Here is a 26,603-nt window from a genome sequence, read left to right as displayed (position 1 = left end):
AAATGCGCTTTTCCCCTTCTACACTGAAGGTAGTGGTTTCTTTGACCGCTTCCTGCTTTCTGCACTTGGTGGAAGGTTTTTCTTGCTTCCTTCAACAGAACTGAGCTTTAAATCTTCAGCTTCTTTACGATAGCGGTCTCCCTCTTCCTGATATTTCGCAGCCCGGTTAAAACAATCATCGGCTTTCAGATCAAGCTGAGCCAGCTGTTTATTCAGAATATTGATATCTGGGCCGCCGTCCTCGTTTTCAGAGTAATCCAGTTTCAAGGGAACCATCTTTTCCGTAGAAGGACCAAAGCGGCCGCTTTTCACGGCTTTATTGATTTCTTTAGCGAAATAGAGATCCAGGTACATATCCTCAATAAATTTGTCTTTCTCTTCTTCCGTCATGGTGCTGATCTGATGATGAAGATCTTCGAGGAGCTCGTTGCGGATTGTCTGGTAAGGGCTCGGCACATCATGTATTAATTTTAACATATTTAGAGCGATAGATAAAGTAAATGGGATGATTTATCTTGATATTCCTTCAAGAAAATCATCCTTTTAAATTGGTTTAAACATACTTATAAGTTCGTGGCAGAAATGCCGGCTGGGGAACAATCGACAGACCGGAAAGCAGAGAAGCCAGCTGCGAACAGTCAATTCGCATGAAGTCGGACTGGTCAGTGCTGACAGGCCACTGAAGGGAAGATCTGGAGAGTCGCTTATAAACAAGCCAGAATCCATTTCCGTCACGAAGGATACCTTTGATCTTGTTCTTCTGTCGATTAACGAAGAGAAAGAGGGATCCATCCAGCGGATCCAGAGCGAGAGGTCCTTGAACCAGGGAGACGTAACCGTCAATTCCTTTGCGAAGGTCAGCAGGCATCTGAGCCAGATAGATGTTTTTAACTTTGGAGAAATCGATACCGAGATCGATTGCAGGGATGATTGATTCCATGAAAAAGCCTCCTTGAATAAAGGAATTATCCCAAGGAGGCGGTCGAGAAAATACCCGTCTTTTATTTGACGCTTACTGCCTGGCAATCCCATCAACTATGCGATCGCACTCATACGCGCCGGCCAGATGGCCATGACCGAAAATAATTATCCAGGCTGCCTCGACTATCTGCATCAGGCGGATGCGCTTTTGTCCTCTGTCGAAAAAGAAGCAGAAAATGAATACATCGCTTTGCAGAGAAGCATCGTCTGGTATCGAATGGCCACCTGCTATAGTATCCCGGATGAGCCCGGCTATGATTTTGATACCGCGAGAGCACTTTCTTTAAGGACGCTGCACACGCTTCAGGCAATACAGAATAAGAGCGGAGCCGATGTGATTCTCCCTTTCAAATTGACGTTCTTCTTCAGCTGGCTTCGATCTTCATCGCTCATTTTGAAGGAGAAAAAGCAATCCAGTTTCTCCAGGAGGCAGAACAGCTCTGTCATACCTTGTGGAATCAAGCTGAACCGGAAAGTACTTTGATCCTTAAGATGGCTTTGATCCAGCTTCAGTGGGGAAACATCCTTATGAATGATTCATCCCCTGAACAAAGCGTGCTTCATTATCAGAAGGCACTTTCCCTTCTGGACCGACTGTCCCAGGATACGCTGAGCACGGATACTCTTGCACTTCGCGTTACAGTTCGTTTCTCTTTGTCCATGGCGTTTCAGTGTCTTGGGCAGGTGGATGATGCCATAGAAACGCTTTATGAACTGATCCAGATGCGTACTCTCTATCCGAATTATTTCTTTACTCTCGCTTCACAGGAACCGTTTGTGCAGGCGTATGGGACTCTGGCCGATTTGTATACAGTTAAGGAAATGTATACGCGGGCTGTCGCCTGTTATCAGGAATCGATCCGAATCTATCAGTCGATCTGCTCCCAGAGTGCTATACCTACAGGTCTTTCGGATCTGGCGGATCTGTACCTCCGTTATGGAACACTGTACTGTCTCCCCTGCAAAATGCAGAATTTTGAAAAAGCGCAAGGTCTGTTTTTCCTTTCCCTGGATGCTCTGGACAAGTCAATCGAGCTTTTCCGCCGCCCAGCCGATTACTGGGAAAAAGCGCAGCTGTTTTATCTGCTCGGAGAAAGCTTCCTGGGAATTGAGGATCCGGCAGAGGGTATTGTCTGGCTGCAGAAATCGATTGTAGAAATGCAGAAACTTCGAAAAGCGAAAATTGTCTATCCAGATGATCTGAGCGATTTGGACTGGCTGTTCGACGCTTTTGAAGATCTGATCAATCTCTGTAACGATGGTGCGGACACAGCCGCTGCAGGCGATCCGGATCCAGAAGCGTTTGCGATCGATCATGTAAATGTATGTCGGCAGGTCATTGAAGAAGAGGGAGCTTCTTTTGTACCCCTTGCAGACTCTGTCGCGCTCTTCTGATCCTTTTCCGTATCGAGATGGGTAATGGAAATTATGGAAAAATAGCTCAGATTCGACCAGAACTGCTTCAGATTTCAAATGACATCCTGGCGCTTGAAGAAAATGAGATCAGTCTGGAATATCGAGCCCGTGCTCTGTGCTGCGTTGGCATGGACTATCTGGAAACTTCAAGCGATTCCCTTGCCGCGGATTATCTTTTTCAGGCGGTGGATCCGTTTTACAGGCTGACTCGCCTTACGGAGGCCCCGGAAATTCTGGATCTGTTTGCGCAGACCGCCCAGACGCTCGGAACGCTCTATATCGAGCTGGGGCAGAACGAGAACGGGCAGGCAAGCCTTCAGCTGGCTGGCCGCATTCGAAACCGTTTCAAAACCCTGTATCCCGATCTTATATAACGCAAGGATCGGATCGGCAATAAAAATCCCCGAAGAATATCGGATTTTTCCTTTTTCCTTCGGGGATTTCATTTTGTCTGGCAGCTTCCTATCTTTGCCTTGCGGCTATTGTCGGCGTTCTGCAGCTTAACTGGCCAGGTTCGATATGTTTCTGGGTGTATCCTGCAGGCTATCGCCACCATACATAGATTTTTTGAATGGGTCTTTCAAAAACAAACATCAGTCTTCCAACATAACGATCTAACGCCATCGTTGGTTTCCGTAGTGGCTTCTTGCGTATAGCTTTCTCGAATCTTAGATTAAGCTTTCGACCGATTAGTACTGGCCAACTCCACGAATCGCTTCGCTTCCATCTCCAGCCTATCGCCTTGTCGTCTTCAAGGGGTCTTATATACCGCAGATCTTATCTTGGGCTCGGCTTCGCGCTTAGATGCTTTCAGCGCTTATCCGATCCCTGCTTGGCTGCCCGGCTATGCTACTGGCGTAACAACCGGTGCACCATTGGCAGGTCCATCCCGGTCCTCTCGTACTAAGGACAGCTTCCCTCAGATCTCCTGCGCCCACAACAGATAGGGACCGAACTGTCTCACGACGTTCTGAACCCAGCTCGCGTACCGCTTTAATGGGCGGACAGCCCAACCCTTGGAACCGAATCCAGCTCCAGGATGCGATGAGCCGACATCGAGGTGCCAAACCCCGCCGTCGATGTGAACTCTTGGGCGGGATCAGCCTGTTATCCCCAGGGTAGCTTTTATCCGTTGAGCGACGGCCCTTCCATTCGGCACCGCCGGATCACTAATCCCGACTTTCGTCCCTGCTCGGCTTGTCGGCCTCGCAGTCAGGCGCGCTTATGCATTTACACTCTATATCTGGTTTCCATCCAGACTGAACGCACCTTTGGGCGCCTCCGTTACTCTTTGGGAGGCGACCGCCCCAGTCAAACTGCCCGCCTGGCACTGTCTATGAGTTTCTCTCTATGTTAGGGCTTCAAATCATCAGGGCGGTATCCCAACGTCGGCTCCAAGAATACTGGCGTACTCTTTTCTTCGCCTCCCGCCTATCCTGTACATGATCATCCAAAACCCAATACCAGGCTGCAGTAAAGCTCCATGGGGTCTTTCCGTCTAGTTGCGGGTAACCTGCATTTTCACAGGTACTAAGATTTCACCGAGTCTGCTGCCGAGACAGCGCCCAAATCGTTTCACCTTTCGTGCGGGTCAGAACTTACCTGACAAGGAATTTCGCTACCTTAGGACCGTTATAGTTACGGCCGCCGTTCACTGGGGCTTCGGACCACTGCTTCCTCCTTGCGGACTCACAGATCCCCTTAACCTTCCAGCACCGGGCAGGTGTCACCCCATATACTTCGCCTTACGGCTTTGCATAGAGCTGTGTTTTAGTTAAACAGTCGCTTGGGCCTTTTCACTGCGGCTCTCTCGAGCGCCCCTTCTTGCGAACGTACGGGGCCATTTTGCCGAGTTCCTTGGCAACAGTTCTCTCGCTCACCTTACAATTCTCTTGCCGCCCACCTGTGTCGGTTTTGGTACGGGCCAAGATAAAGTATCGCTAGAAGCTTTTCTTGAAAGCCGCTCCATGTGCTTCGCTACTTTCCAAGGATTTCGCTTACCTCTAACGCTCTGTACCTCCTGGTCCGGATTTGCCTGGACCGGTACTGCCGCGCTTCGCCCTCAATCCATTAAGAGGGTCACACTTCCCGTCTTTGTCACTCCATCGCCTTTATCTCAGGTGCAGGAATCTTCGCCTGCTTTCCATCTGCTTCGCCTGTCGGCTGCGCATTAGGTCCCGACTGACCCGGGGCGGACGAACCTTCCCCGGAATCCTTGGGCTTTCGGTGTGCAGGATTCTCACCTGCATCTCGCTACTCACACCGGCATTCTCACTTCCATGTCCTCCACATCCCCTTACGGTAATGCTTCAATGAACATGCAACGCTCCCCTACCACTAAATACTTCAGTACTTAATCCGCGCTTTCGGCAGACAGCTTAGCCCCGGTACATTTTCGGCGCAGGGCCACTCGACTAGTGAGCTGTTACGCACTCTTTCAAGGATGGCTGCTTCTGAGCCAACCTCCTAGTTGTCCGTGCGTCCCCACATCCTTTTCCACTGAGCTGTCATTTTGGGGCCTTAAACGGCGGTCTGGGCTGTTTCCCTCTTGAGCACGGACCTTATCACCCGCACTCTGACTGCCAACGACTTCCCGCTGCGGCATTCGTAAGTTTGATTCCATTCAGTACCCCGGGATGGGGCCATCATGAATTCAGCGCTCTACCTCCGCAGCCATAACATTGACGCTAGCCCTAAAGCTATTTCGGGGAGAACCAGCTATCTCCGGGTTCGATTGGAATTTCTCCGCCAGCCACAGGTCATCCGCCAGCTTTTCAACGATGGTCGGTTCGGTCCTCCACAAAGTTTCACCTCTGCTTCAACCTGCCCATGGCTAGATCACCCGGTTTCGGGTCTGCTCCTGACTACTTGCCGCCCTCTTAAGACTCGCTTTCGCTTCGGCTTCGCGTTTTCCCGCTTAACCTTGCATTCAAAAGCAACTCGCCGGTTCATTCTACAAAGGCACGCCATCACCCTTGGTCGGGCTCTGACTTCTTGCAGGCATACGGTTTCAGGTTCTCTTTCACTCCGCTTGCGCGGTTCTTTTCACCTTTCCCTCACGGTACTCTTCTCTATCGCTCACTCTTACTTATTTAGCCTTGGCGGATGGTCCCGCCTGCTTCCAACAGGATTTCACGTGTCCCGTTGTACTCAGGATTCCGCTCCTTACTCGACTCGCTTGCCGGTACAGGGATTTCACCTTCTCTGTCCGCGCTTTCCATCGCGTTCCCGTTCGCTCGTCTTTCATTTCCAGCGGTCCTACAACCCCATATCGCTATGGTTTGGGCTCTTTCCTTTCGCTCGCCGCTACTCGGAAAATCACTTTTGTTTTCTTTTCCTCCGGCTACTTAGATGTTTCAGTTCACCGGGTTTCTCTCCATTTGCATGGATGGCTGGCTATAAAACCAGCCGGGTTCCCCATTCGGATATCCGTGTGTCGTCGCTTCCCTGACAGCTCGGCACGGCTTTTCGCAGCCTGGCGCGTCCTTCATCATTCAAGAGTGGCAAGGCATCCTCCGTACGCCCTTCCTTGCTTGATCTAGTTCTCTAACTTTGGTTCTAGTTATGCTTGTTTCGAGATTTTTCTATTTCGTAAGAACTGTTCCACTAACTGTTTCCAACTTTCGGTTAAATCTTTATTACTCTTCAACTTTTCGTTAGACCTTCTGTTATGTCTTCTTACTGATGCTCGTTTTTCAAAGATCCATTCTCTGGAAGATCGCTCTTCCAAAACCTCACAGACAAATCCTCACTCATTACTCTTTGCCATCGGCTTTCACCAATGGACTTCCTTGTACTTTCTCCTTAGAAAGGAGGTGATCCATCCCCACGTTCCCGTAGGGATACCTTGTTACGACTTAACCCCAGTCGTCGGCCCCGCCTTAGACGACTCACTCCCTTTAAGGGTTATGCCGTCGGCTTCGGGCGTTGCCGGCTTCCATGGTTTGACGGGCGGTGTGTACAAGGCCCGGGAACGTATTCACCGCGGCATGCTGATCCGCGATTACTAGCGATTCCAACTTCATGAAGTCGGGTTGCAGACTTCAATCCGAACTGGGACGTCTTTTATGGGGTTCGCTTCCCTTCACAGGTTCGCTTCCCTTTGTAGACGCCATTGTAGTACGTGTGTAGCCCAGGCCATAAGGGGCATGATGATTTGACGTCATCCCCGCCTTCCTCCGGTTTGTCACCGGCAGTCTGATATGAGTTCTCAACTCAATGGTAGCAACATATCACGAGGGTTGCGCTCGTTGCCAGACTTAACTGAACATCTCACGACACGAGCTGACGACAACCATGCACCACCTGTATGGACGGTAACCTCCAACTTATCTCTAAGTCTTTGCGTCCTATGTCAAGGCCTGGTAAGGTTCTTCGCGTTGCTTCGAATTAAACCACATACTCCACCGCTTGTGCGGGCCCCGTCAATTCCTTTGAGTTTCACACTTGCGTGCATACTCCCCAGGCGGAGGAGTCACTGCGTTAGCTTCGGCACCGGGGTCCTCCCTCCGACACCTGCTCCTCATCGTTTAGGGCGTGGACTACTAGGGTATCTAATCCTATTTGCTCCCCACGCTTTCGTGCCTGAGCGTCAGCAACAGTCCAGGCGGTCGCCTTCGCAACTGGTGTTCTTCCATATATCTACGCATTTTACCGCTACACATGGAGTTCCACCGCCCTCTCCTGTCCTCTAGCGTGCCAGTTTCCAAAGCCTGTACCGGTTAAGCCCGTACCTTTCACTTCAGACTTGACGCGCAGCCTGCGCACCCTTTACGCCCAATCATTCCGGATAACGCTTGCCACCTACGTATTACCGCGGCTGCTGGCACGTAGTTAGCCGTGACTTTCTGGCGGGGTACCATCAAAAGAAAAGCATTTCCTCTTTCCTTCCTTTTTCCCCCGCAACAGAGTTTTACGATCCGAAGACCTTCTTCGCTCACGCGGCATTGCTCGTTCAGGCTTGCGCCCATTGACGAAAATTCCCTACTGCTGCCTCCCGCAGGAGTCTGGGCCGTGTCTCAGTCCCAGTGTGGCCGATCGCCCTCTCAGGCCGGCTATGCATCATCGTCTTGGTGAGCTGTTACCTCGCCAACTAACTAATGCACCGCAGATCCATCCGTCCCCAGGCAAACGCCTGTTTCAAAAGAAGAAGATGCCTTCTTCTTTCCTATGGGGTTTTAGACTTCGTTTCCAAAGCGTATCCCCGGGTATGGGCAGGTTATCTACGTGTTACTCACCCGTTCGCCACTGATATCCGAAGATATCCGTTCGACTTGCATGTATTAGGCATGCCGCCAGCGTTCATCCTGAGCCAGGATCAAACTCTCCATTTGATATTGACTCAAACGCTTATGCGTTTAATGTTTCGAAAATAAATGATTGTTCGAGTATTTTTGTGATTTTAAGAATCGACGTTGTGTATTTCAGAATTTCTTGATCTGTCTGTAAAGTTTTCAAAGAGCCATCTGTTTGCGAGAAGATCAATGTCTCTCACAAGGCTTGTTTATCCTATCATCGTCAGAAATTTCTGTCAACAGTTATTCGTGAAATTCTTCAAGATTTTCACTTAAGCTGTTTTCTTAGATATCTAAAGGTGATTTGACGACTGAGAGAAGCGATTTCCCTGAGCGCTCAACTATAATAACACGGGCATCCAGGCGATGCAAGCATTATTTGTGAATTTTTAACCAATTTCACGTATAGTCGGCTTATTTCTTTCTGCCGCTGTTTATTTTCGGCTTTCCAGAAACACAGCTTCCTAAGCTTAGGTCATTCGAAAAAGAATGTCAACTTATTGCCCTTCTTCACGGCTCGTTCGGGATCAGGGCCTGCGCAATCAGATGTTTCCATCGACCAGATCCTGGAGCGTCAGTCCGTCAAAAAGTCGTTCACCATACCGTCGAAGCGGATCCACAGCGGCAGCGTTTCACATTCCGCTTTTCGATCACAGACATAATCGGGATTTCGCAGACAGGCTACCGATTCCAGACTTCCTCAGCACTGCGAAGAATTTCGCTCAGGCGAATATCTTCTGGTTTCCTCAGAAGGCGATAGCCGCCGCCTTTTCCTCGCAGTCCCTGAACATATCCATCCGCTGCGAGCGAACGAATAATGCTTTCCAGATATTTCTTCGACATGTGCTGTGTCTGAGCAATGGAGTCTAAGGAAATCCATTGATCCGGATCGCCTTTCGCCAGTTCAAGCATAACGCGCAGGGCATAGCGTCCACGGGTAGAAATCATACAGGTCACTTCCTTTCCTGATCGCAGATTTCGAAATGAACTAATCATTCCCTTTTATTAATACATTATAGCGGCCGGCGGTTTCAGATTCATTGTGCAGGTTACATAAATTAGCCACTATGTGAAGTTTAAAAACAGACGTTGGAAATTCTTCTTTCTCTTTTTCTCATCGGGACGGACTCCGATTCCTTCGAATCGGTGTCCATACAAAAGGCTGCTGCCGGTGAACGGAATAGAATCCGTCGACAGGCAGCAGCCTTACTGCTTTTGAAAAATCTTACCGTTCCATATGGATTTGGAAACGGATTTATCTCAAGCCTTGATCCTTATTTTTGATGCCGGAAAGCTTTTCGGAATTTGATTTCAGGCGAAGAGCCAGCAGCTGATTGTTGATCTCTTTCGCTTTGGCGTTTACTTCTTCCTGTGTCGCTTCATCCGAATTCAGAAGGGCCTGATATTCGGCCTTCTTATCTTCGAGAGCTTTATATCCATCCTTGAACTGTGTGAAGTCCAGAGCATAGGCTTTGTTGAATGCAGTCTGCAGCTGAGACTTATCCACAGTTACCGGAACGTAGGCTTCCAGATCCAGACGCGCATTGGCCAGTTTCATCAGCTTGCGATCCATATCAATCGGCGTTTCGATCTGATCGATCGTATTCATCGTTTCCGTACGGATATCGGTATAGTTCTTCCAGGAAGCAGCCGTGTAGTCGGATGCATTGAGGTCATTGAAGCGGTCGATTTCCTTCTGGAGGAAGGACTTGGTGGTGAGCTGACGGGATACGTCACGCAGATCCTGCAGAGTCGCATCGATTTCGCTCTGGCTGGCGTTGTTTGCAGTGATCATGGCTTCCGCTTTTTCCAGAACGACTTTGGTGTTGTCCCAGGAAGCCTTTGTCATACCGTCTTCCATGCCCTTGACTCTGCCTACGAGATTGGACAGGGCACTGAAGTCTCCAGCCCGTGTGTCGATTCCGCCTGGCGTATTAAAGGAGAGCTCAGCGATGGTAGCCCAGAGATTGCTGCTGTAGTTGTTCTTTTCCGAGAAGCGGAAGTAACGTGCTGTGGTTTCCGGAAGAGCAACATGAATCCATTTCTGCGTATTCGGCATTGTCGAATCCAGAACTTCCGTCCAGTTTTGTCCATCTGTACTGCTTTCCAGAAGGAAGTCTTTACAGATGGCATTGGTGCTCGTCTGGCGGTTCAGGAAGTTCATCTGAACGACGGTAACTTCCTTGCCCATATCAAAGGTAATCACCTGCGGCATAACCTGTGAATTGTTGTAGTGAGAATGCCAGTACGTTTTCTCATTGCCGTCAATAATGTTTACAGCTGCACCATCGGCATTTTCCGCTGTGGAGTCAGAGAACTGTGAGGTGTATGCGACGATAGAAGCCGGATGAACAACCGTAAAGTCGATCAGATCCTGCTTTGTCATCACTGCGGCTTTACCGTATACGTTGCTCAGTTCAGCGCCTTCTTTGAGAGAATCGGCGCTCGCATACGTCCAGTCAGATGGGATATCGCCTTCAAAAACGAGAGAAGTCGAACCGCTTCCCGACTTGAGGGCAAGTTCTGCAGTTTCGTCTTCGCAGCTGACCTGCAGTTTCACATCGCCTGCCGCAAATACGGTCTGATCCGCCGAAGCTTCGACAACGAGTTTTCCATCGACCATCTTCGCAGAAGTGAAGGTCAGTTCCGGTGCCTTGTTTTCGATCGCTTCTTCGTCGGAATACAGATAATTTTCATCGAATTCCACATAGGTCATAACGATTGGATCGTTATTCAGCTCATAGAAGTTCGCAAAGCGCTTGGTTCCATCTTCTGCCGGAGCGATTTCGGTCAGGCAGGAATAAGCGTAACCCGTGGGCTCCATTAGTTTGGCTTTATCGATCTGCCAATCGATCGAACCGTCTTCCTGAACTTCGCCGACGGTGACTACGCCATGCGTACGGGCAGGTCCGGCCGGTGTAGCGATCATTACGCGTTCCTTGCCGTCTTTACCGGTATAGCTGATGGCAGAAAGCTGGCAGTATACGTTGGCGATCGGAGTATCTTCGATCGATTCCCAGCTTTCGCAGTTGTCTGTGGAACGGGCCACTTTCACTTTGCCTCCGGTAGCCCGCATGAACATCAGCACGTCGCTGTTCTTAAGCTGAACGCACTGGGCTTCGGTTAAGATGTTTCCGTTACCCTGAGAACGGTCATATCCCCATACGTCCTGTACTGGAGAATTTTTCAGCTTCCAGGTTTCGCCAAAGTCATCCGATACGATTGTGGCGGAATACTGCGAACCGCCAAAGTTATTTTTCGTTGCGGTATAGATTGGTGCTACCAGACGGCCATTCGTCAGCTGCAGACCGCGGCCGGGGCCGGTTCCGAAGAATGTCATCCAGGATTCCTTGGCCATTGGCGTAATGTTCTGCGGTTCAGACCAGGTCTTGCCGTCATCATCGGAATAGAAATGCCAGATGCTCATATGTTTCTTCATATGCAGTTCGCCCTTGTCTGGGCCGTCTTCGTTCATGAAGATATTGCCGGCGTATTCTCCGTTTTTGTACAGGTTTCCAAGCGTTGTAAACGGCTGCGGTCCATGAAGCGTTACGGTGTAGTCCGTCTTTGTACCGAGCTGAATGGAATCGCCGCTTCCGGTAGTCGTATAGACGATACCGTAGCCGTCTTCTTCAACGACTGCGTAGGGCTGTGATTCCCCGTCTTTATAAACCGCTCTGTAAGCGTTGTTTCCAATATGAAGATACTGGTCGCCGTTTTCCTGGTTTCCAGATTCCATCGCTGCGTTGGACTGGGTAAACATGTCGACCAGCAGATGGATGCGTCCTTTGTGCGGCGAATCTTCGTCGAGATCCTGCATCATCAGAGAGTCGATCATAACTGCGGATTTTCCGCCCTGCTTTTAAGCAGGTCGCTGATAATAATCGGATCATCAAATTCCGTACTGCCGCTTTCTTTACGACGAATGGCCAGGTCGATATTTCCCTGGTCGGCAAAGCCGTCGTTTCGTTTATCAATACCCGCGATCACGGTACCCTTGTCGGTCGTAATCAGCGAAGGAATACGATAAGCTGCAGATTTGTCATAGCCGACTTCAAACAGTGTTGTCTTATCGGACAGATAGCCGTCCTTAACGGTAGTCTGCCCAGAAAGGGAAAGACTTTCTGAAGCGAGCTGAGCTTCTATTGCGTTCAGAACTCCCGGATAAACCTTTATGCTTTCAATCGATCCGCCAAACGGGTTCATGATGTCTGCCTGAGATCTCTTGCAGAAACCGTACGAAATCGTATCGGGGGCAGTGATCTTATTAAACCAGCCTGCATCTGTGCTGGATGCCGTTCCCAGAGACTGTCCATCAAGATAGAATGTCCAGTTATTTCCGGAGCGAACTGCGATCAGATCGTGCCAGTGCTGATCCGTTACGTTGATTGTGTCAGGAATGACTTTATATGCGCCGATATTCTTGCCTGGTGCATCAATTCCGGCACGCCATTCATTGTTGTAGTAGTGAAGGTACAGAGAGACAAAATTATCCCGGACGCTTCCCTGAGAGAAGGAAGCCAGATAGCTCAGTCCATTCGTTTTGGATCCGTCCATGCGGAAGCGTACCGCCCAGGTGCCTTCGGTCATATCCTTAAGGGAATCAATACTTTCCGTGCTCGTATCCGTCTTTCTGGCAGCGTTCGCATCATAGACAGAACCGCCGGAATAGGCAGTAGTTGCGAGGTTTCCAAGCTGATCCTGAATGATCTGCTCTCCGGATCTTGCATCCGAGTAAACGCGGATATTTTTCAGCGTTCCGCTCATCGGATAGTTGTTTCCTCCGCTTGCGCGATTTCCCTTGCCAAATCCAACGTAGTCGACACCGCTGAGAACATCCTTAACCGCGTTCGCAGTTACATTCGCGGAATGAACCAGTTTTCCGTCGATATAAAATTTCACCGTCGATTTTGCATCGAACGAAACCGCAAGGAGATGTTCTTCACCAAAGCTTGTGTTCGTGAGTGCCACTCTTGTATCGACTGGTTTCTGACCGCTGGCTGTCAGGGTTTCGATGCCCACGGTACCGCCATTCGTCACAAAGACGTTCATATAGTGCGAGTTCTGGGAAGAATTGCCGATAAAGAACACGGTAGAAAGCGCATTGGTGCAGGTAAAGCTCGTTTCAAAGGTGAAGCTTTCGAGTGCAGCAAATTTCGCGAGTTCCGCAACATCCGTGACGGTAAGAGGATTGTCCCCGTTATTGAGTGTGACCAGATCGTCATGGCTGTACAGCAGAGTTGTATCCGCCTGCGGCGCAGTTTCGTTCTGCTCTTGCGCGAATGCCGTGAGTGTGTAGGACGGCATTACGGAAGGCATGGCGAGTGCTGCAGCCAGAAGGACGGAACAGATTCGTTTTTCATGAAGTTTCCTTTCCTTTGATATCCGGTTCTGCCCCTCCTTCAGACTTGCCCTAATCGTTGAGAAGAAACAGAACTGTCCCATTTCGGTCAGAAGTGCCCGATGATCCAGCCGAAATGATAGGTATAAAGATAGGATAAACTTTTTTGAAGGCGTTTTCATCCGCTTTTCGGTGTATAAAAATGCTTCTGTTGATATATTTTAATTTTTCCTGTTGGACCGACCATTTTTCTTCCTTCAACCCTTCCTTTACCTGTCAAACGTTTTTAAAGCGAAAGCTTCGTCCGTTTTATGTTTTATATCCCTTAAACTGGGCTTTTTTGCATTTTCTGGAATTCGCTTTCTTTCGGATTTTCTTAAGCGTTTTTTATTAAAACAAACCAGCCTTTTATAAACCTATTGATTTAGTAGGTTTATTGGATTATGCTTGCGCCATGCTCGTTTTCGATCGGATTGAAGATTTGGGCATGTCAATTCATTCCATGCACAAAATCCGTAACCATACATACAGGAACGACATACAGGAACGGTTTGAAACCTGTTCAGAAGGAGGACCCCGCTATGTCCAAGATCTATACCGCTGCCGATCAGCTGGTCGGACACACCCCGCTCGTTGAACTCACGCACATCGAAAAAGAGAACGGCCTGGATGCAAAAATTCTCGCCAAAGTGGAGTATTTTAATCCCTCGGGATCTGTCAAAGACCGAATTGCGCGCAAGATGATTGAAGATGCCGAAAAAGACGGCCGCCTCAAACCTGGCACAACCATCATTGAACCGACCTCCGGCAATACCGGAATCGGCCTGGCCGCCATCGCGGCTGCCAAAGGCTATCCGACGATTATCGTTCTTCCGGACTCGATGTCCAAAGAACGCCGTCAGCTCATGAAAGCGTTCGGCGCCCAGGTCGTTTTAACGCCCGGTGCTCAGGGTACAAAGGCGCCATTGCCAAAGCCGCAGAACTGCTCAAGGAAATTCCGAACAGCTTCATGCCGGATCAGTTTGACAATCCATCTAATCCAAAAGCGCATTACGAACACACGGGTCCGGAAATCTGGGAAGATACCGACGGCAAAGTCGACATCTTCATTTCCGGCGTAGGTACAGGCGGAACGATCTCCGGTACCGGCAAATACCTCAAGGAAAAAATCCGGATATCCAGATCATCGCTCTCGAACCTTCGGGATCGCCTGTACTGGCTGGCGGAAAGCCCGGTCCTCACAAAATTCAGGGCATCGGCGCCGGCTTTGTCCCAGAAACGCTCGACCGTGACATTTATGACGAATTGATCGAAGTCTCCAACGAGGCCGCCTATGACAGTGCACGGGAACTGGCCGCGAAAGAAGGCCTGCTGACCGGTATTTCTTCTGGTGCCGCATTATGGGCAGCCAAACAGGTAGCCAGCCGTCCGGAAAACAAAGGCAAGACAATTGTTGCTCTGCTGCCGGACAGCGGAGACCGCTACCTCTCTACCGATCTGTATCCAGACGCCTGATCCCTGTTTGAAATCTCGCATCACCAGAGTTCTAAACGAATCCAATCCATTCCTTATCCAAAACCTTATTTATCCAAATTACTTTTATCCATACTTTCAATTTTCGTCTCTGCTCCTCTGGCCCTCCAATCCGGAGGAGTTTTCTTTCTTTGGATACATATCCGCGTAAGTCATTTCCCCTTTGATCAGTTTGCGGCAGCCAGATAGACCGTGCTTGACCTGAAGCAAGCTTCAGGTCGTACGATATAGATAAGGAAAACTCTCTGCGATCGAAACCGGCTTTGTATTCCCTCTCGGGAAGATGCAGATCCGACGGATCCGGAGAAAAGATCAAAGACAAGGAGAAAGAAATGAACAAGCCCTATATCCTCTGCCATATGATGATGTCCCTCGATGGACGCATCGACTGTGCCATTACCGCCTCCATTGACGGTTCGGACGAATATTATGAAACGCTCGAGGCTCTAGACACCCCTTCACATGTGAGCGGACGGGTGACTGCCGAACTGGAAATGGCTCTGCCTGGAAAATTTGAGAGCGCAAAAGATGCACCGTCCATCGGTAAAACTGCCTTTTCCAAAAACCAGACCACAGATCATTATGAAATCGTCCTCGATACCCACGGAACGCTGCTCTGGCCGAAAGCGAAAGATCTGGAAGATCCCCTGCTGATTGTGGTCTCTGAACAGGGAGGAAAGATTATCTGGACGATCTCGATTCGAAAATATTTCCTGGATTGCCTGCGGAAAAGACCGGATCCATCTGCCGCGCGTCTGCGAAATTCTCAAAGACGAATTCCATGTAGGACGGATGGTAGTCGTTGGCGGCGGTACGATTAATGGCGCCTTTCTGGATGCGGGACTGCTTGATGAAGTAAGCATCCTTCTTGGACCGGCCATCGACGGCCACAATGGAATGCGGGCTGTATTTGACGGACTTCCCATGGATCGAAAACCTTTCAAGCTTCATCTCGATCATGTCCAGTCCTATCCAGACGGAGCCATCTGGCTGCGCTACACATTCCGGTAAGGAAAGGAACAGTTCGATCCGCTTCCTGCTGATGAAGCGGATGTTACCCATTCCAATAAAAAACGGATTTTCCATGAGGCTGCTGAAAAAGTCTCTTTAAATTCCGACATACATAAGTAAATTGTATGTCGGAATTTTTATTTGTCTGAAGTATCCGCACCGATGATCGAATTTATTAATATTTAAAATTGATTTTATTATATAATATTTATAGGATGACGAAGTTTATGTTGAATAACTCGAATACTCTGACTCTTAGCTACAGCCCTTACCTTGATCTTTACGACATTTTGATTCCCAAAACGAACTTCTGGCGAATGCTTAAGGAAAATGTCGATTTTTCCTTTATTCGGGATATCGTTGGCGAGAACTATACACAGGATTATGGAAGAACGGCGGTCGATCCTGAATTTATGCTTAAGCTTTTGCTTCTTAAAGCCGCTCACGAGCTCTCCGATCGTGATTTGATCCATAAGGCAACCTTCGACCTCGAAATGAAGTTCTTTCTTGGTCTGGATCCTGAAGAGACGAAGATTATCGATCCCTCTCTTCTTTCCAAATTTCGCTCTACTCGTCTCCCACAGGACCTTGTTCTTGATGACCTCATCAAAAGGCCGGTCGATCTGGCACTGGAAAAAGGGGTTATGAGCGCGAAAAATGTAATCATTGTAGATTCAACGCATTCAAACTCTTGTTTTAGACATATCTCTCCCAGAGAAGAGCTTCTCAAACGCTGCAAGGCTGTGCGAAAAACAGCTTATTCTTTTGATTAGAACTTTCCCAATCAGCTAAACTATACGGTCGGATTTTTGCGTGGACGACCACGTTTCCTTTTGGGCTGGTCTACTGGATCTGGTCGTGGAATCAGATCCAGTTTTTGAAGAATTTCTATCTGACCAGGATTCATCTTGATCAGTTCCCACTCATTATCATTTTTATTCTTTTGCCTCTTTGCAGGATGTGCATGATTTTTTATAGCTCATGTCCTCAAGGAGGCCTTTTTCGTCGAACAGGTTCAGAAGTCTGAACGTAATGACGGTCGACAGGAAATCAATGAATTCGCTGCCGATCACTGAGTAGTCATCATGGACTCTGGTTCCATCAAAGCCGAGGGCGTTCATGTAATACCGCATAACGATCTCGATTTGCCAGCGGTAACTATAGGGCTTCCAGGCATCTTCCGGAGCCAGATCGACATCTGATTCAAAGACCACTGTTCCAAATGTACGTTTTTCTTTTCGTATTCTTCGAAACTGTACTTATCTTTACGATGCTTATCCAGCCAGTCCGTCTCCTCCTGGGCTGCTCTTCTTGGGTCACGGAAACTGTAGAGCCACTTTTCCTTATTGGACAGCTTCACTTTCTTAAACTGAATTGGCTCCATCTGCCCTAGAAAGCCGCAGCAGCCTTCGATCACTCCCTCGAAGTTATACATCTCATGATCGAAGGCAAGCTTGGCATTCCGATGAAGCGGGTTGAAATAATGAAGCTGCGGGCAGTCTTTAAGGACTTCTTCGATCGATTTGACGGGAAACCCTTTATCACCAACCATAATTCCGCTTTGAATACCGTTCTGTTTCACAAAACTGTCATAGGATGTCAGATCGAGCATATTGCCGGGAAAGCACTGCGAACAGATGGGCTCCATTTTTTCCAGATCAAATGCATAAAGTACGGAAATATCCCGTCTTCCTTTCAGTCTGGCCTTTCTGGAAAACTCCGAGAGCGTGTTTTGTCTGGAGTCGTTCGACTTCAGTGTTCCATCGATCAGAAGATGATCATCAATCCCAACTTTGGCTGCCCGGTTTTTCATGAACTTCAGAATTCGGTTGCATGTTTTACCAAGATCTTTTGAAATGTACTGATCGTATTCTTGCTCATCGCGGTTTCTGGCATCAGCTCCGTCAGAAACGACTCATCGTAACTCTCTTTGAGTTCGCAGTCTTTGATATGCGGATAGCAGACGCGAAGAATGGCCATGCACAGAATCTTATCGGCGTCCTGACGGTTATAGACCTGAAGCAGTTCTTCCATCAATTCAGCGGACTGCCTGTAACAGAGCTCAACATTGGCCCAGTCTTTAAGAACTGTCTTAGATGTATGAACCGCTGGAGAAGTCGGTTCTTCAAGAGGTACGAATTTGCCATTAATGATGTGGCCGATAGTAGGACCATCGACTGGATAACAATGGCCATTCTTGCGAATACAGCCGACTCGCTGTTTGACAGCGTATCGATCTTTTTTCCATAAGCGTAAACAATCGTATTTTTGGGACGGGCGACGGCCCGGATATCAGCTGGGACAGACATTTTCGGCTCCTTTTTGTATAGTGTAATTCTATCATTATTATACCATTAAATGACCTATACAGGGAGGATTTTTATATTCAAAATGAAATTTCTCAGAATCGAATTGATTTATAATTTTGCTTAATAAAGCTCGTTAATCGTAGTTATGGTCATTGAGCCAGGGAAAATTAAAAGAGAGCCTCGGAAAAAGGCTCTCTGATGGGATGAAATTTCAAAAACGAGCGATTTGTATAGTTAAGCTCATTGGGAAAGTTCTATTTGATTCTTCCCTGACAGAACAGATGCCTTCGAAGAAGAAGGCAAATTCCGGACTGGTTGAAGACACCGTTTCCTATTGCGAAGAGGTGATTCAGGCTATTCAGAACAATCCGCAGCTGGCTCAGGTGCCGGCTGTCGCCGAAAGAATTCATTACCTTCAAGAAGCGATGGACGAAATTTCCGTTGAGCTTGAGTACTCGAAGGAACAGGATGCCAGAGTTGGACATAAAACTGCGGACTCCTCCTTCTTCGGCTTCAAAAGCCATTTGGCTATGACACCCGAAAGAATCATCACTGCAGCGGCGATCACTTCCGGAGAAAAACACGATGGAAAACAGCTGGAAGAACTCATCGCAAAAAGTCGTGAGAATGGAATTGAAGTCGAAGCGGTCGTCGGAGACGGTGCTTATGCAGAAAAAGACAACCTCGAATTCACCCAAGAGAACGGAATTAAACTCGCTGCCAGGCTCAATGCCACGGTGACTCATGGAACACGCAGAGAAGAAAACAAATTCGAATTCAACAAAGATGCCGGAATGTACGTTTGCCCAGCTGGACATCAGGCAATCCGTAAAGCGCGGGGAGGTCAGAAAAAGCCAAGAATGGATCGAATACGCAGGTTGAAACATATTACTTCGATGTAGAGCGCTGTAAACACTGTCCGCTCAAAGAAGGGTGCTACAAAGAAGGAGCAAAATCAAAAGCTACTCCGTCAAAATCAAAAGCGATATTCACCTTGAGCAGATGGCGTTCATGGAGACAGAAGAATACCAGGAACTGATGCATGAGCGTTATAAAATCGAAGCGAAAAATGCCGAGCTTAAACAGAACTATGGATACGGTAAGGCGAGCGGAGGCGGGCTGAATTCAATGAAACTGCAGGCGGCCGTTACGATCTTTCTGTCAAACATCCAGCGAATTTTTAAGCTTTCGGAAAATCCCTGGGATAAGTGCGCCCAAAATTCGGAAAAAACGGACTTATCCACCGAATAATGGGGATATCTCACCCCCATTACCGGCTTTTTCGAAAATTATCATGCACATATCAAGCACAAACCCAACGAGGGCGTCTTTGACGCAACTTCGCTGGGTTTAATTTTATTTCACGGATTTTATACTTCAAAAAACGGGACTTTTTCAGCAGCCTCTTTTCCATCCGTTTTTTATTTATGCATTTTTGACGGAAAGCAGCTGCCCGACAACAGGTATGCAGGCGATCCTGCTCAACCCTGTCGACGATCTCATTTCCATTCGGAACACGAAGCCGTGTTTCCTGCAGATTGCACCCTCTCATGGATCTTTCGGATTACTCTTTCGGATTACTCTTCCGATATCTCTTTGGGTTTCGCTTCGTCAGATTCATCGGGTACGTATTCGAGAAGATCGCCGGGCGTACAGTTCAGCGCTCTGCAAATCCCTTCGAGTGTGCTGAAGCGAATCGCATTGACTTTATTGTTTTTGATTTTGGATAAGTTGACGTTGGTAATGCCGACCTGGCTGGCAAGTTCATTCAGGCTCATATGCCTCTCGAGCATCACCCGGTCAAGATGAAGAATGATTTTTCCCATAGCTGTTTCTGACTCGTTTTCTCTATTCAGTCTAACAAAAATCCAGACTAAATCAGTCCGTCTACATCTTCTTCAAGCTGATGGCCTCGAACAAAGAAGCCGGCAATGAAGAAGACGATGATGCCAAGAATGATACCGTCCATGTACACCGTCATGACCGCTGTACCGGAAGTAAAGAAATGAAGGATGCGCAAAATGACGCTGAAGAGCAGACCGATAACGGGAATCAGAATCGAGAAAATCCCAATTTCGCCCATCATGCGAATGGAATCCGAATCAAACGGCGTACCGGATTCGGACCGCCGGAAGATCAGATAGAGATTGCGAAAAATCATCGCGATCATGGTCATCATCAGCATGCACGCAAACAGAAACAGAACAAGATCCTGGTTTGCCAACGCAGCCGTATCGGTATTCATTTCGAGCGAGTAGCTACCGATCACAAGATCCTGACCGGAGGATCGAAGGCCTGCAGCAAGCTCAGGCAGAGCACTTGGATTGAACAGACCGTAAAGCATGAGAAGCAGCATGCCGATCGATCCGATCCAGTAAAGAATTTCGATCACTTTCATCAGAACAATGGCGATTTTTTGAAAAGCGGGACTGGCATACAGTTTTTCCATACGGAATTCCTCCTGTTTGATGGCTAGAGTATACCATGATTTTTAACGTTTTGCATTCTATATTTATCGTTTATCGAATGTTTTTAGTCGTTTATCATAAACAACAAATCCACACTGTTTCCCATGCGCCAGGAATCGAGGGTAAAAAGCGCCTGGATCTTCTCGATGTTCGTAAAGTCCAGGCGTTCAGGGTTTATGGATTTATGAAGAAGCTTTGAATCTCTGGGTATTGTTCTTCCATTCTTCTATCGTATTCCTCTGTTCTTCTGCTGATCGGTGAAATCTGGTCTGACGTGCATACGACCTGAAGAGCTAGTCGTTTCCTTCCAGCATAACCAGAAGATACGCTTCCTGATCCGCCTCCAGTTTCTGACCGGAAAGAAGCATGTCAACGACTTCTCTGGCGCGGTCAAAACGCGTGGCGAGGACGTCGATATAAATGTCCGGAACTCTGGAAATGCAGCGGCGTGCCCGTTCGAGCATTTTTCGTCCACCGTATTGTCCGCAAAGCGCTGATCGCCGATACTGCCCAGCGCAACCAGACAGCTGTCGACTTCAAAGTCAAACAGCGATCCGGACTGCAGCAGAGCGATGAGCTTTTCCATATAAAAGTCTCGGGAAGACATGGCTACACGCTGTCCGGAACTTAAGCGCAGCGCATTGCCCAGAGCACGCGTGCTTTCGCTGATCTTGCAGGGCTTGCGAAGGAATACCGCATCCGCATCTTCTAAGAAGCAGCGGCTGATCCAGTCGATGGCGACCTGCTGCTTACCGCAAAGGTTAAGCAGAGGATTGCGATACTGCTGTTCGTAGCCCATTCCCAGAATATCCAGCGCATCCTTCGGTTTGCCGCATGCGCTGATCGTATGAATGGCTTCAATATTCGCTCCATTGCGATTGAGTGTTTTTGGGCCATACGATTGAGAACTGGTCAGGTAAACTTTGGCAATCTTCACCAGTTCGCCGGTCTGCCGTTCGGTCCAGAACGGAGCAAGCTTTCGTGCGATAATGAACAGCCGTTCACGCAGAAAACCGTTGGTCGTGTTTTTCAGAAGGGCCAAAACTGGAAATGCAGCTTCCTTCTTATTGGCGCAGGATGCAATCTGATTGCCGATCCGCGCGGCTTCTTTCACTTTTTCTCCGCGCTGTACAGGATGGGTCACTCGATCCATAGATTCCAGAGCCCGTTCCATGTTTCGAAGAAGCCGGGAAACATCCACCGTTCCTGTTCCCTGCATATTGCCCGTCGATACTTTTCTTGGGGTGTTCTGGAAAATCAGACTTGGAAGCATTTTCGGGGCCCCCTTCGGTTCCGAACGGCCTACGCCAGAGACGGAAAGCTGTGCTGAAACTTCTTCCAGCACGTCCTCGCTGTCTGAATTTTCGACAATCCAGGCACGAAGGGAAAGGATTTTTGAGCTGGAAAGATTCATCTGCAGACGCACGTGCAAATTCTGCTCATACACCGTGTTCAGATTCACGACGCCGTTGGCGATGATTCGATACGAACCATCGTAGCTTCGATGTTCAATCGGAATGGCGATCTTGTTCTGACCGGCTCGAATCATGAATCCGTTTAAAACAGCGGATTCATGCGGAAGCTTTGTCCCGGCTTCAATGATTTTTCGATGAATGTCATTCTGCCCCTGCAAATACAGACTCTCATTGAGAATGCTGGTCTGGCGAATCCGAAAACCCGCAGTCCGCTCTGACCCAGCCGAAGCGTTCAGGCTTTGACCTGTGGACGAAGAGCCAGAATTTGTCCAGGTCATATTTGAAACGTCCTGCACATTTTCAGAATCAGCAGAAGCTCCGAAGCCATTGGAACCCGATGGATCGGCTGGATTGGATCCGAGCGTTTCCTTTCGATCGAGTCCTTCTTCCTGCAGCTGTTCGACCTGGCCTTTTCCCTTCGCGATCTGATTGTGCTTCAGCAGATAATGATAAATCGCGGCACCGCGGGCGACCGACTGATCGGGATCCACTGCGGTAATCGGCTTAAAGCCGAAAAACTCTTCCAGACGGGATTCGATCAGATAAAACTTGGACATGCCGCCATTCAGCACGACTGCATCGACCGGAACCGGTCCTTCTGTATCTCTGGACGCTTTGTTTAAAACATCCAGAATGGGGTAAATTATATTTTTCGTATTTTCGATCGTATCCATATTCTGATACTGATCGATCGTCAGATCCTTTCCCATAAGCGGAGAAAGGATTTCTTCTATTTCTTCCCTGGTGAAGGAATCATCATACGCGTAGCCCAGGGTGCTGATTCGGCCGCCGACCGGATACAGATCCTCTTCCTCATCATCGCCCCAGCCGCTGCCCAGCACATCTTCCTGCGCCATGCTCACGGAAAGCTTTAAGCCTTCCGCCTTATCAAGCAGCTGCGGATAAATCTGCTCTTTCAGCTGCACAATTTTATTCTGGATTTCCGGATGCTTGTGATACTGCGTATAGAGACGCTGATACATCGCGTCCGCAATAAGACGATCAAAATCATCGCCGCCCAGGCGGGTGTAGCGGTTGGTGGCGACTTCATCCACCATCAGCGAACCGCTTTGCGCATCCTGCTCAATTTCATGCAGGGAAACATCCAGCGTGCCGCCGCCCAGATCAAAGACCAGAACGCGCTTTTCGAAGAAACATCGAGAAGCGAGGAGGGTACTTCCCCGTTTCGAATCTGGTTGATGAGATCGTAAATCACCGCGTTGGGCTCCGAGAGCAGAATCGGCATTTCACTGCCGTCTTCCTGATAAATCCGAAGTCCAGCGAGCCTTGCGGCTTCTCGTGTGGCTTCGCACATGATGGCATCAAAGCTAGCCGGAACGGTAATAATCGCTTCTTCGATCGGCGTGCGGAATTTGCGGGACATATCCGCGATCAGATGCTTGAGAATCCGGCTGGAAATTTTAGCCGGCGTCTCATCCGGAACATCCGGAGAAAGCCCGGTGACTCTGGGCTGTCCCATCTGGCTTTTGATGGAACGCGCCACCAGATGCGGACGAATCGCATACTGATGACGGGCAAAGTTGCCGACTATTGGCTGATAGCCGCTTTCCATCGAATAGTACACAACGCTGGGCAGCGTCGGTTCCAGAACGGTGGAAACCGACTGCCCGGAACCGGCCACATAATACACATCGTTGCTTCGTCTGGCCGAGAAGACCCGGCTGACGAGATCGCCGTTTGGGCGCGTATTGGTAAACGCAATTACAGAGTTGGTCGTACCCAGATCGATGCCGACACAAAGTTCATTCGCCTGATTTGTCATTTCATTTCCCTCACTTTTGGTCTTGAAATCTGAATTTCCTTATCCTGATAAATCCATCCGGGGAAAGCACCTGGACTTTCCGTAGCATCGTATTGTCGAGAAACGGATCGCCTTCGTAGTCCATTTCCTCGGCCTGAGATGCGGTAATTTCGAGCACCTGATCGAGGCGGAACATCGGATTAATGTGACTGTCCTGAACAAACTGGATCAGTTTTCGAACGAGGATCAGAACGCCGCTGATTTCGGGCGGCGTTTCGTACTTCTGCTTACGAAGACGGCTGACGCCTTTTTGCAGGGCCAGCAGTTCATCCAGCAAAAAGCCGTATTTTTCCGAATTGAGCTGCGAGAAAAACTCGACGATTTCCCGAATCTTGTTCTGTTCGAGCTGGGCGTCGAATTCATCCTGCAAATCGGAAAGAAGATAGCCGGTTCTCTCGAGCGCGCTTTCCAGCTCGCGAATTCTCTGGCTGGCTTTTTCCAGTTCGCGAACCGGTACGGTTTTCAGCGTTTTTCTTCTGCGCTTTCGACCTCTTCCTGATTTTCGATGGCCTGTCGAATGGAATCGATCAAATCCAGCAGGGTATAAAACTGCAGCGTATTGCCCATCAGGGCGACATCTTCTTCATCGCCATATTTATGAAAGGCTGGATTGTTCTGGAAGAAGGTCGTCAGCAGGATGCGAGAGAAGAACTGTCGATGAATGCCAAATTCTTTCGAACGGCTTTTCATTTCTTCTTCGAACTGATTGAGAGCGGACAAATCGTTTTTCATAGCCTGTTCAAGAAGCGATGCGCTCTGTTTTGCCTGCGTAAAAATCGCGATGCGAACTTCTGGCCGATTGATTTTCTGCACCCGGAAAAACTCCAGGACGTCATCGTAGCGAACCATCGTTCCGTAATACGTATTCACCCGTTCAACCATCTGCATCGGACTCAGTCCGGGGTTTTGCAGGCAGACCATGAGCATGCAGTTTTCGTTGCTGATCTCCTGACGGACTCTCTTTTGGTATGACGGTTTTGAATCTTTTCGTGCAGCTTATCGATCACCTGATCCTGCACCGTAGGCGAAGCGGCTGTCGCCTCAGAGCCAGGTCTAACTGCGGAAGATGCTGCGTTTCGCTTTTCTGGATTGCCCTCAGATTTCTCCTGATTTCTGGTTTCGTTTTTCGGGCAGGATTTCGTTTTCGCATTCGTCTCCGGTCTAGTCTGTCGTGAGGATCGAGCTGCCTTTTCTCCCTCCTTTTCGACGGGTTTCTTTTTGGCTTTACGTCTTCTCTTTTTCGTCCTGTCGGGACACATTTCTATGCGGGCGGCGGGATGTTTTTCTGTGGTCACTCATTTGGCTTTCCTTTCCTGAATCTCTTTTCCTGAATCTCTTTTCCTGAATTTCATTTCCTGAATTTCATTTCCTGAATTTCTTTCCATACAAACTTCTGCGTTTGGGCAATATTCCAACCGAGATACGGTCAAAGTCTGATCGAGCTGAATTGAACGGCTCTGCTCGGACGGGATATGACAAAATCAGCTCTGTTCAAATTAGATCGATCGCCTTGATCGAAACCTCCTCTCAGCTTTTCAGCAGGATGCGGGCTGAAACGGCAGAAGGAAAATCTCCTTCTTTTGCGGCATTTCGATTTGCGAGAAGCATCTGCCTTCATTGAGAAGGCGCTGATCAATCGGCCGGCCGCTCTGTCGCCGGGGATCGCAGTGAACGATAAACACCTGTACGGCATTGAGCCTCTCTAGAATTTCCTTCATCTGGAGATATGACTCATGCAGCGTGAAATCCACTATCCACGGATCGATGTATAACGGGAAACAGCGCAAATCGGAGGCAATCGTTATGGTATGCGGCGCATCGAAAACGTCATCTCCTTCCCCAGCCAGCATCCGGCATTTTTTATCCAGTATCGGAATCCCGCTCTGCTCGAGCGCATGAACGGTATCCATAACCCGTGTATCGAGATAGATGTTCTCCAGACCATCGATTTCATCGAGAATAATTTTGAGAAACTCTACCCCTTTGGAGAGCTGCCCAATCAGGCAGTTCACTGCCTCGCCGGCATCAATATGGCTTTGAATTGCGCCCAGCAGACCAGAAAGACCGGAGCGGGTACACCTGTATTCATCCAGTGCATGCAGACCGCAAAGAATCAGCGCATCCGGATGGATATCTTCGGGCAAAATGGCGGACCCAGTAAGCGGCATTTGGTTCAGACTGTAATCGCCGGTATACAGCAGAGAGCTATTCCGGCTCTGGATCCAGAACATGGCAGCTCCTGGAATATGGCCAGCCTGGAGGCACGTGATCTTCAGATCGGCAAAACTTCGTTCCTGCATGAAATCCAGAAATTCTACTCGCTCCTGTATCCGCGTCACCCATAGATTGGAAGCATGCAGATCCCGATGAAATCCCCTTTGGAGCTGGAGCTCAACCAGTTTCCATGTCGTTTCTGTCGTCCAGATTTCCGCATTTTTGCCAGATTGGTCAGCACAGGCAAACCACGGCAATGATCCAGGTGGGCATGGGAAATCAGAATCAGATTGATTTCGCTGAAGCTTTCCAGAATGCCAGCCCGAAGGAGGTATTCATAATCTGGATATTCAATCTGCCCCTCATGAACTGCAGCACCCGCATCCAGAAGGATGTTCACACCATTCATACGGACAAAATAGCAGCTGTCGCCAACAGACTGTGCCCCGCCCAGGGGTACAAATACATTTGGTTTTTCCATTTCCTTCCTTCTTCCATTTCCTCGCAAATTTCTTTGGCGCATCTTTCGTACAAAGTTTGCGTCCGATACGGAAATACGATTGTTTTGCTAAAGCAGGCGTTTCGTATTTCGGTACATAGATTTTATCCATTCGACAGAAACCGTTTTTTCAGGGGTGAACCTTCAAAACGGCTGACTATAAAGACTCACGCTCCGTTTTTGGTATGTGCTTTCTAAGACTCCCGAAAGTTCTGTTAAGAGATACGTAAAACTCCAGAT

General features: G+C 48.7%; 24 protein-coding genes, 2 rRNA genes and 1 pseudogene. 9 read left to right on the top strand and 18 right to left on the bottom strand.

Annotated features, from left to right (window positions below):
* Positions 1-18: 18 nt before the first annotated feature.
* Together KWG61_RS07880 and tnpB are read right to left on the bottom strand one after the other, a co-directional pair.
* Positions 19-477, bottom strand: coding sequence for a hypothetical protein (locus KWG61_RS07880; protein ID WP_242743383.1), 459 nt, complete (start codon positions 475-477; stop codon positions 19-21).
* Positions 478-553: 76 nt separating this feature from the next.
* The gene (gene tnpB / locus KWG61_RS07875) at positions 554-940 is read right to left on the bottom strand and encodes an IS66 family insertion sequence element accessory protein TnpB (RefSeq protein ID WP_230268547.1); all 387 of its coding nucleotides are present in this window, start codon (positions 938-940) and stop codon (positions 554-556) included.
* Between the two features lie 126 nt (positions 941-1,066).
* On the opposite strand from tnpB, the gene KWG61_RS07870 reads away from it, so the two are divergent.
* From KWG61_RS07870 to KWG61_RS07860, 3 genes are read left to right on the top strand one after another with little or no spacing between them, the layout of a single operon-like run.
* A complete protein-coding gene (locus KWG61_RS07870) occupies positions 1,067-1,465 on the top strand; it encodes a hypothetical protein (RefSeq protein WP_242743382.1) in 399 nt (132 codons plus the stop codon).
* 44 nt (positions 1,466-1,509) lie between these two features.
* On the top strand, positions 1,510-2,376 hold the full coding sequence (locus KWG61_RS07865) for a hypothetical protein (protein ID WP_242743381.1): 867 nt from the start codon (positions 1,510-1,512) through the stop codon (positions 2,374-2,376).
* 17 nt (positions 2,377-2,393) lie between these two features.
* Entirely contained in the window at positions 2,394-2,771 is a 378-nt protein-coding gene (locus KWG61_RS07860) for a hypothetical protein (RefSeq protein ID WP_242743380.1), read from the top strand.
* Between the two features lie 295 nt (positions 2,772-3,066).
* Here KWG61_RS07860 and KWG61_RS07855 read toward each other — a convergent pair.
* The 5 genes from KWG61_RS07855 to KWG61_RS07835 all read right to left on the bottom strand — a co-directional run bounded on the left by KWG61_RS07855 (position 3,067) and on the right by KWG61_RS07835 (position 13,010).
* Positions 3,067-5,936 (bottom strand): 23S ribosomal RNA (locus KWG61_RS07855).
* Between the two features lie 269 nt (positions 5,937-6,205).
* Positions 6,206-7,730: ribosomal RNA gene (locus KWG61_RS07850) — 16S ribosomal RNA — on the bottom strand.
* The 16S and 23S rRNA genes sit together here, the layout of an rRNA operon.
* 642 nt (positions 7,731-8,372) lie before the next feature.
* Positions 8,373-8,639 carry an Rrf2 family transcriptional regulator gene (locus KWG61_RS07845; RefSeq protein WP_242743379.1) on the bottom strand — a complete coding sequence of 89 codons (267 nt, stop codon included), beginning with the start codon at positions 8,637-8,639 and terminating at the stop codon, positions 8,373-8,375.
* A gap of 307 nt (positions 8,640-8,946) precedes the next feature.
* On the bottom strand, positions 8,947-11,529 hold the full coding sequence (locus KWG61_RS07840; protein ID WP_242743378.1) for an exo-alpha-sialidase: 2,583 nt from the start codon (positions 11,527-11,529) through the stop codon (positions 8,947-8,949).
* Positions 11,526-13,010 carry a sialidase family protein gene (locus tag KWG61_RS07835; protein ID WP_242743377.1) on the bottom strand — a complete coding sequence of 495 codons (1,485 nt, stop codon included), beginning with the start codon at positions 13,008-13,010 and terminating at the stop codon, positions 11,526-11,528. The genes KWG61_RS07840 and KWG61_RS07835 overlap by 4 nt, the downstream gene beginning before the upstream one ends.
* A gap of 603 nt (positions 13,011-13,613) precedes the next feature.
* Here KWG61_RS07835 and cysK point away from each other — a divergent pair.
* The 4 genes and pseudogenes from cysK to KWG61_RS07815 all read left to right on the top strand — a co-directional run bounded on the left by cysK (position 13,614) and on the right by KWG61_RS07815 (position 16,349).
* Positions 13,614-14,547: pseudogene (gene cysK / locus KWG61_RS07830) on the top strand (cysteine synthase A).
* Positions 14,548-14,897: 350 nt separating this feature from the next.
* Positions 14,898-15,386, top strand: a complete 489-nt coding sequence (locus KWG61_RS07825) for a hypothetical protein (RefSeq protein WP_242745743.1) — start codon at positions 14,898-14,900, stop codon at positions 15,384-15,386.
* Entirely contained in the window at positions 15,274-15,576 is a 303-nt protein-coding gene (locus tag KWG61_RS07820) for a dihydrofolate reductase family protein (RefSeq protein WP_242745614.1), read from the top strand. The genes KWG61_RS07825 and KWG61_RS07820 overlap by 113 nt, the downstream gene beginning before the upstream one ends.
* Before the next feature lie 317 nt (positions 15,577-15,893).
* Entirely contained in the window at positions 15,894-16,349 is a 456-nt protein-coding gene (locus tag KWG61_RS07815; protein WP_242743376.1) for a transposase, read from the top strand.
* Between the two features lie 162 nt (positions 16,350-16,511).
* Here KWG61_RS07815 and KWG61_RS07810 read toward each other — a convergent pair whose 3' ends face one another.
* Genes KWG61_RS07810 through KWG61_RS07800 form a run of 3 tightly spaced genes read right to left on the bottom strand, consistent with a single transcriptional unit; the run spans position 16,512 to position 17,610 of the window.
* The gene (locus tag KWG61_RS07810) at positions 16,512-16,709 is read right to left on the bottom strand and encodes a hypothetical protein (RefSeq protein WP_242743375.1); all 198 of its coding nucleotides are present in this window, start codon (positions 16,707-16,709) and stop codon (positions 16,512-16,514) included.
* Positions 16,694-17,389, bottom strand: coding sequence for a hypothetical protein (locus tag KWG61_RS07805; protein ID WP_242743374.1), 696 nt, complete (start codon positions 17,387-17,389; stop codon positions 16,694-16,696). Before KWG61_RS07805 ends, KWG61_RS07810 begins: the two co-directional genes overlap by 16 nt.
* A 5-nt stretch (positions 17,390-17,394) precedes the next feature.
* Positions 17,395-17,610 (bottom strand): hypothetical protein, encoded by a 216-nt coding sequence (locus tag KWG61_RS07800; protein WP_242743373.1) that lies wholly within the window; start codon positions 17,608-17,610, stop codon positions 17,395-17,397.
* A 478-nt stretch (positions 17,611-18,088) separates the two neighbouring features.
* On the opposite strand from KWG61_RS07800, the gene KWG61_RS07795 reads away from it, so the two are divergent.
* Both KWG61_RS07795 and KWG61_RS07790 read left to right on the top strand, forming a co-directional pair.
* A complete protein-coding gene (locus KWG61_RS07795; protein ID WP_242743372.1) occupies positions 18,089-18,787 on the top strand; it encodes a transposase in 699 nt (232 codons plus the stop codon).
* A gap of 31 nt (positions 18,788-18,818) precedes the next feature.
* A complete protein-coding gene (locus tag KWG61_RS07790; RefSeq protein ID WP_256460645.1) occupies positions 18,819-19,136 on the top strand; it encodes a transposase in 318 nt (105 codons plus the stop codon).
* Positions 19,137-19,462: 326 nt separating this feature from the next.
* On the opposite strand, the gene KWG61_RS07785 is transcribed toward KWG61_RS07790, so the two are convergent.
* The 8 genes from KWG61_RS07785 to KWG61_RS07750 all read right to left on the bottom strand — a co-directional run bounded on the left by KWG61_RS07785 (position 19,463) and on the right by KWG61_RS07750 (position 26,345).
* Positions 19,463-19,711, bottom strand: a complete 249-nt coding sequence (locus KWG61_RS07785; protein WP_230268447.1) for a helix-turn-helix transcriptional regulator — start codon at positions 19,709-19,711, stop codon at positions 19,463-19,465.
* Positions 19,712-19,758: 47 nt separating this feature from the next.
* Entirely contained in the window at positions 19,759-20,334 is a 576-nt protein-coding gene (locus KWG61_RS07780) for a hypothetical protein (protein WP_230268446.1), read from the bottom strand.
* A 245-nt stretch (positions 20,335-20,579) separates the two neighbouring features.
* Positions 20,580-22,916: an Hsp70 family protein gene (locus tag KWG61_RS07775; RefSeq protein WP_256460852.1), complete on the bottom strand. Its 2,337-nt coding sequence runs from the start codon at positions 22,914-22,916 to the stop codon at positions 20,580-20,582.
* Entirely contained in the window at positions 22,886-23,611 is a 726-nt protein-coding gene (locus tag KWG61_RS16180; RefSeq protein WP_256460644.1) for an Hsp70 family protein, read from the bottom strand. Before KWG61_RS16180 ends, KWG61_RS07775 begins: the two co-directional genes overlap by 31 nt.
* 10 nt (positions 23,612-23,621) lie before the next feature.
* Positions 23,622-24,020, bottom strand: a complete 399-nt coding sequence (locus KWG61_RS07765; protein ID WP_242743370.1) for a hypothetical protein — start codon at positions 24,018-24,020, stop codon at positions 23,622-23,624.
* Between the two features lie 92 nt (positions 24,021-24,112).
* The gene (locus tag KWG61_RS07760) at positions 24,113-24,571 is read right to left on the bottom strand and encodes a hypothetical protein (RefSeq protein WP_242743369.1); all 459 of its coding nucleotides are present in this window, start codon (positions 24,569-24,571) and stop codon (positions 24,113-24,115) included.
* 614 nt (positions 24,572-25,185) lie between these two features.
* Positions 25,186-25,881, bottom strand: a complete 696-nt coding sequence (locus tag KWG61_RS07755; RefSeq protein WP_242743368.1) for a hypothetical protein — start codon at positions 25,879-25,881, stop codon at positions 25,186-25,188.
* 104 nt (positions 25,882-25,985) lie between these two features.
* Positions 25,986-26,345: an MBL fold metallo-hydrolase gene (locus KWG61_RS07750; protein ID WP_242743367.1), complete on the bottom strand. Its 360-nt coding sequence runs from the start codon at positions 26,343-26,345 to the stop codon at positions 25,986-25,988.
* Positions 26,346-26,603 lie beyond the last annotated feature (258 nt).

Source organism: Allobaculum sp. Allo2, from assembly GCF_022701175.1.
Lineage (GTDB): Bacteria > Bacillota_I > Bacilli_A > Erysipelotrichales > Erysipelotrichaceae > Allobaculum > Allobaculum fili.
The sequence above is the reverse complement of the archived record's forward strand: the minus strand, read 5'-3'. Positions and strand labels throughout refer to the sequence as shown.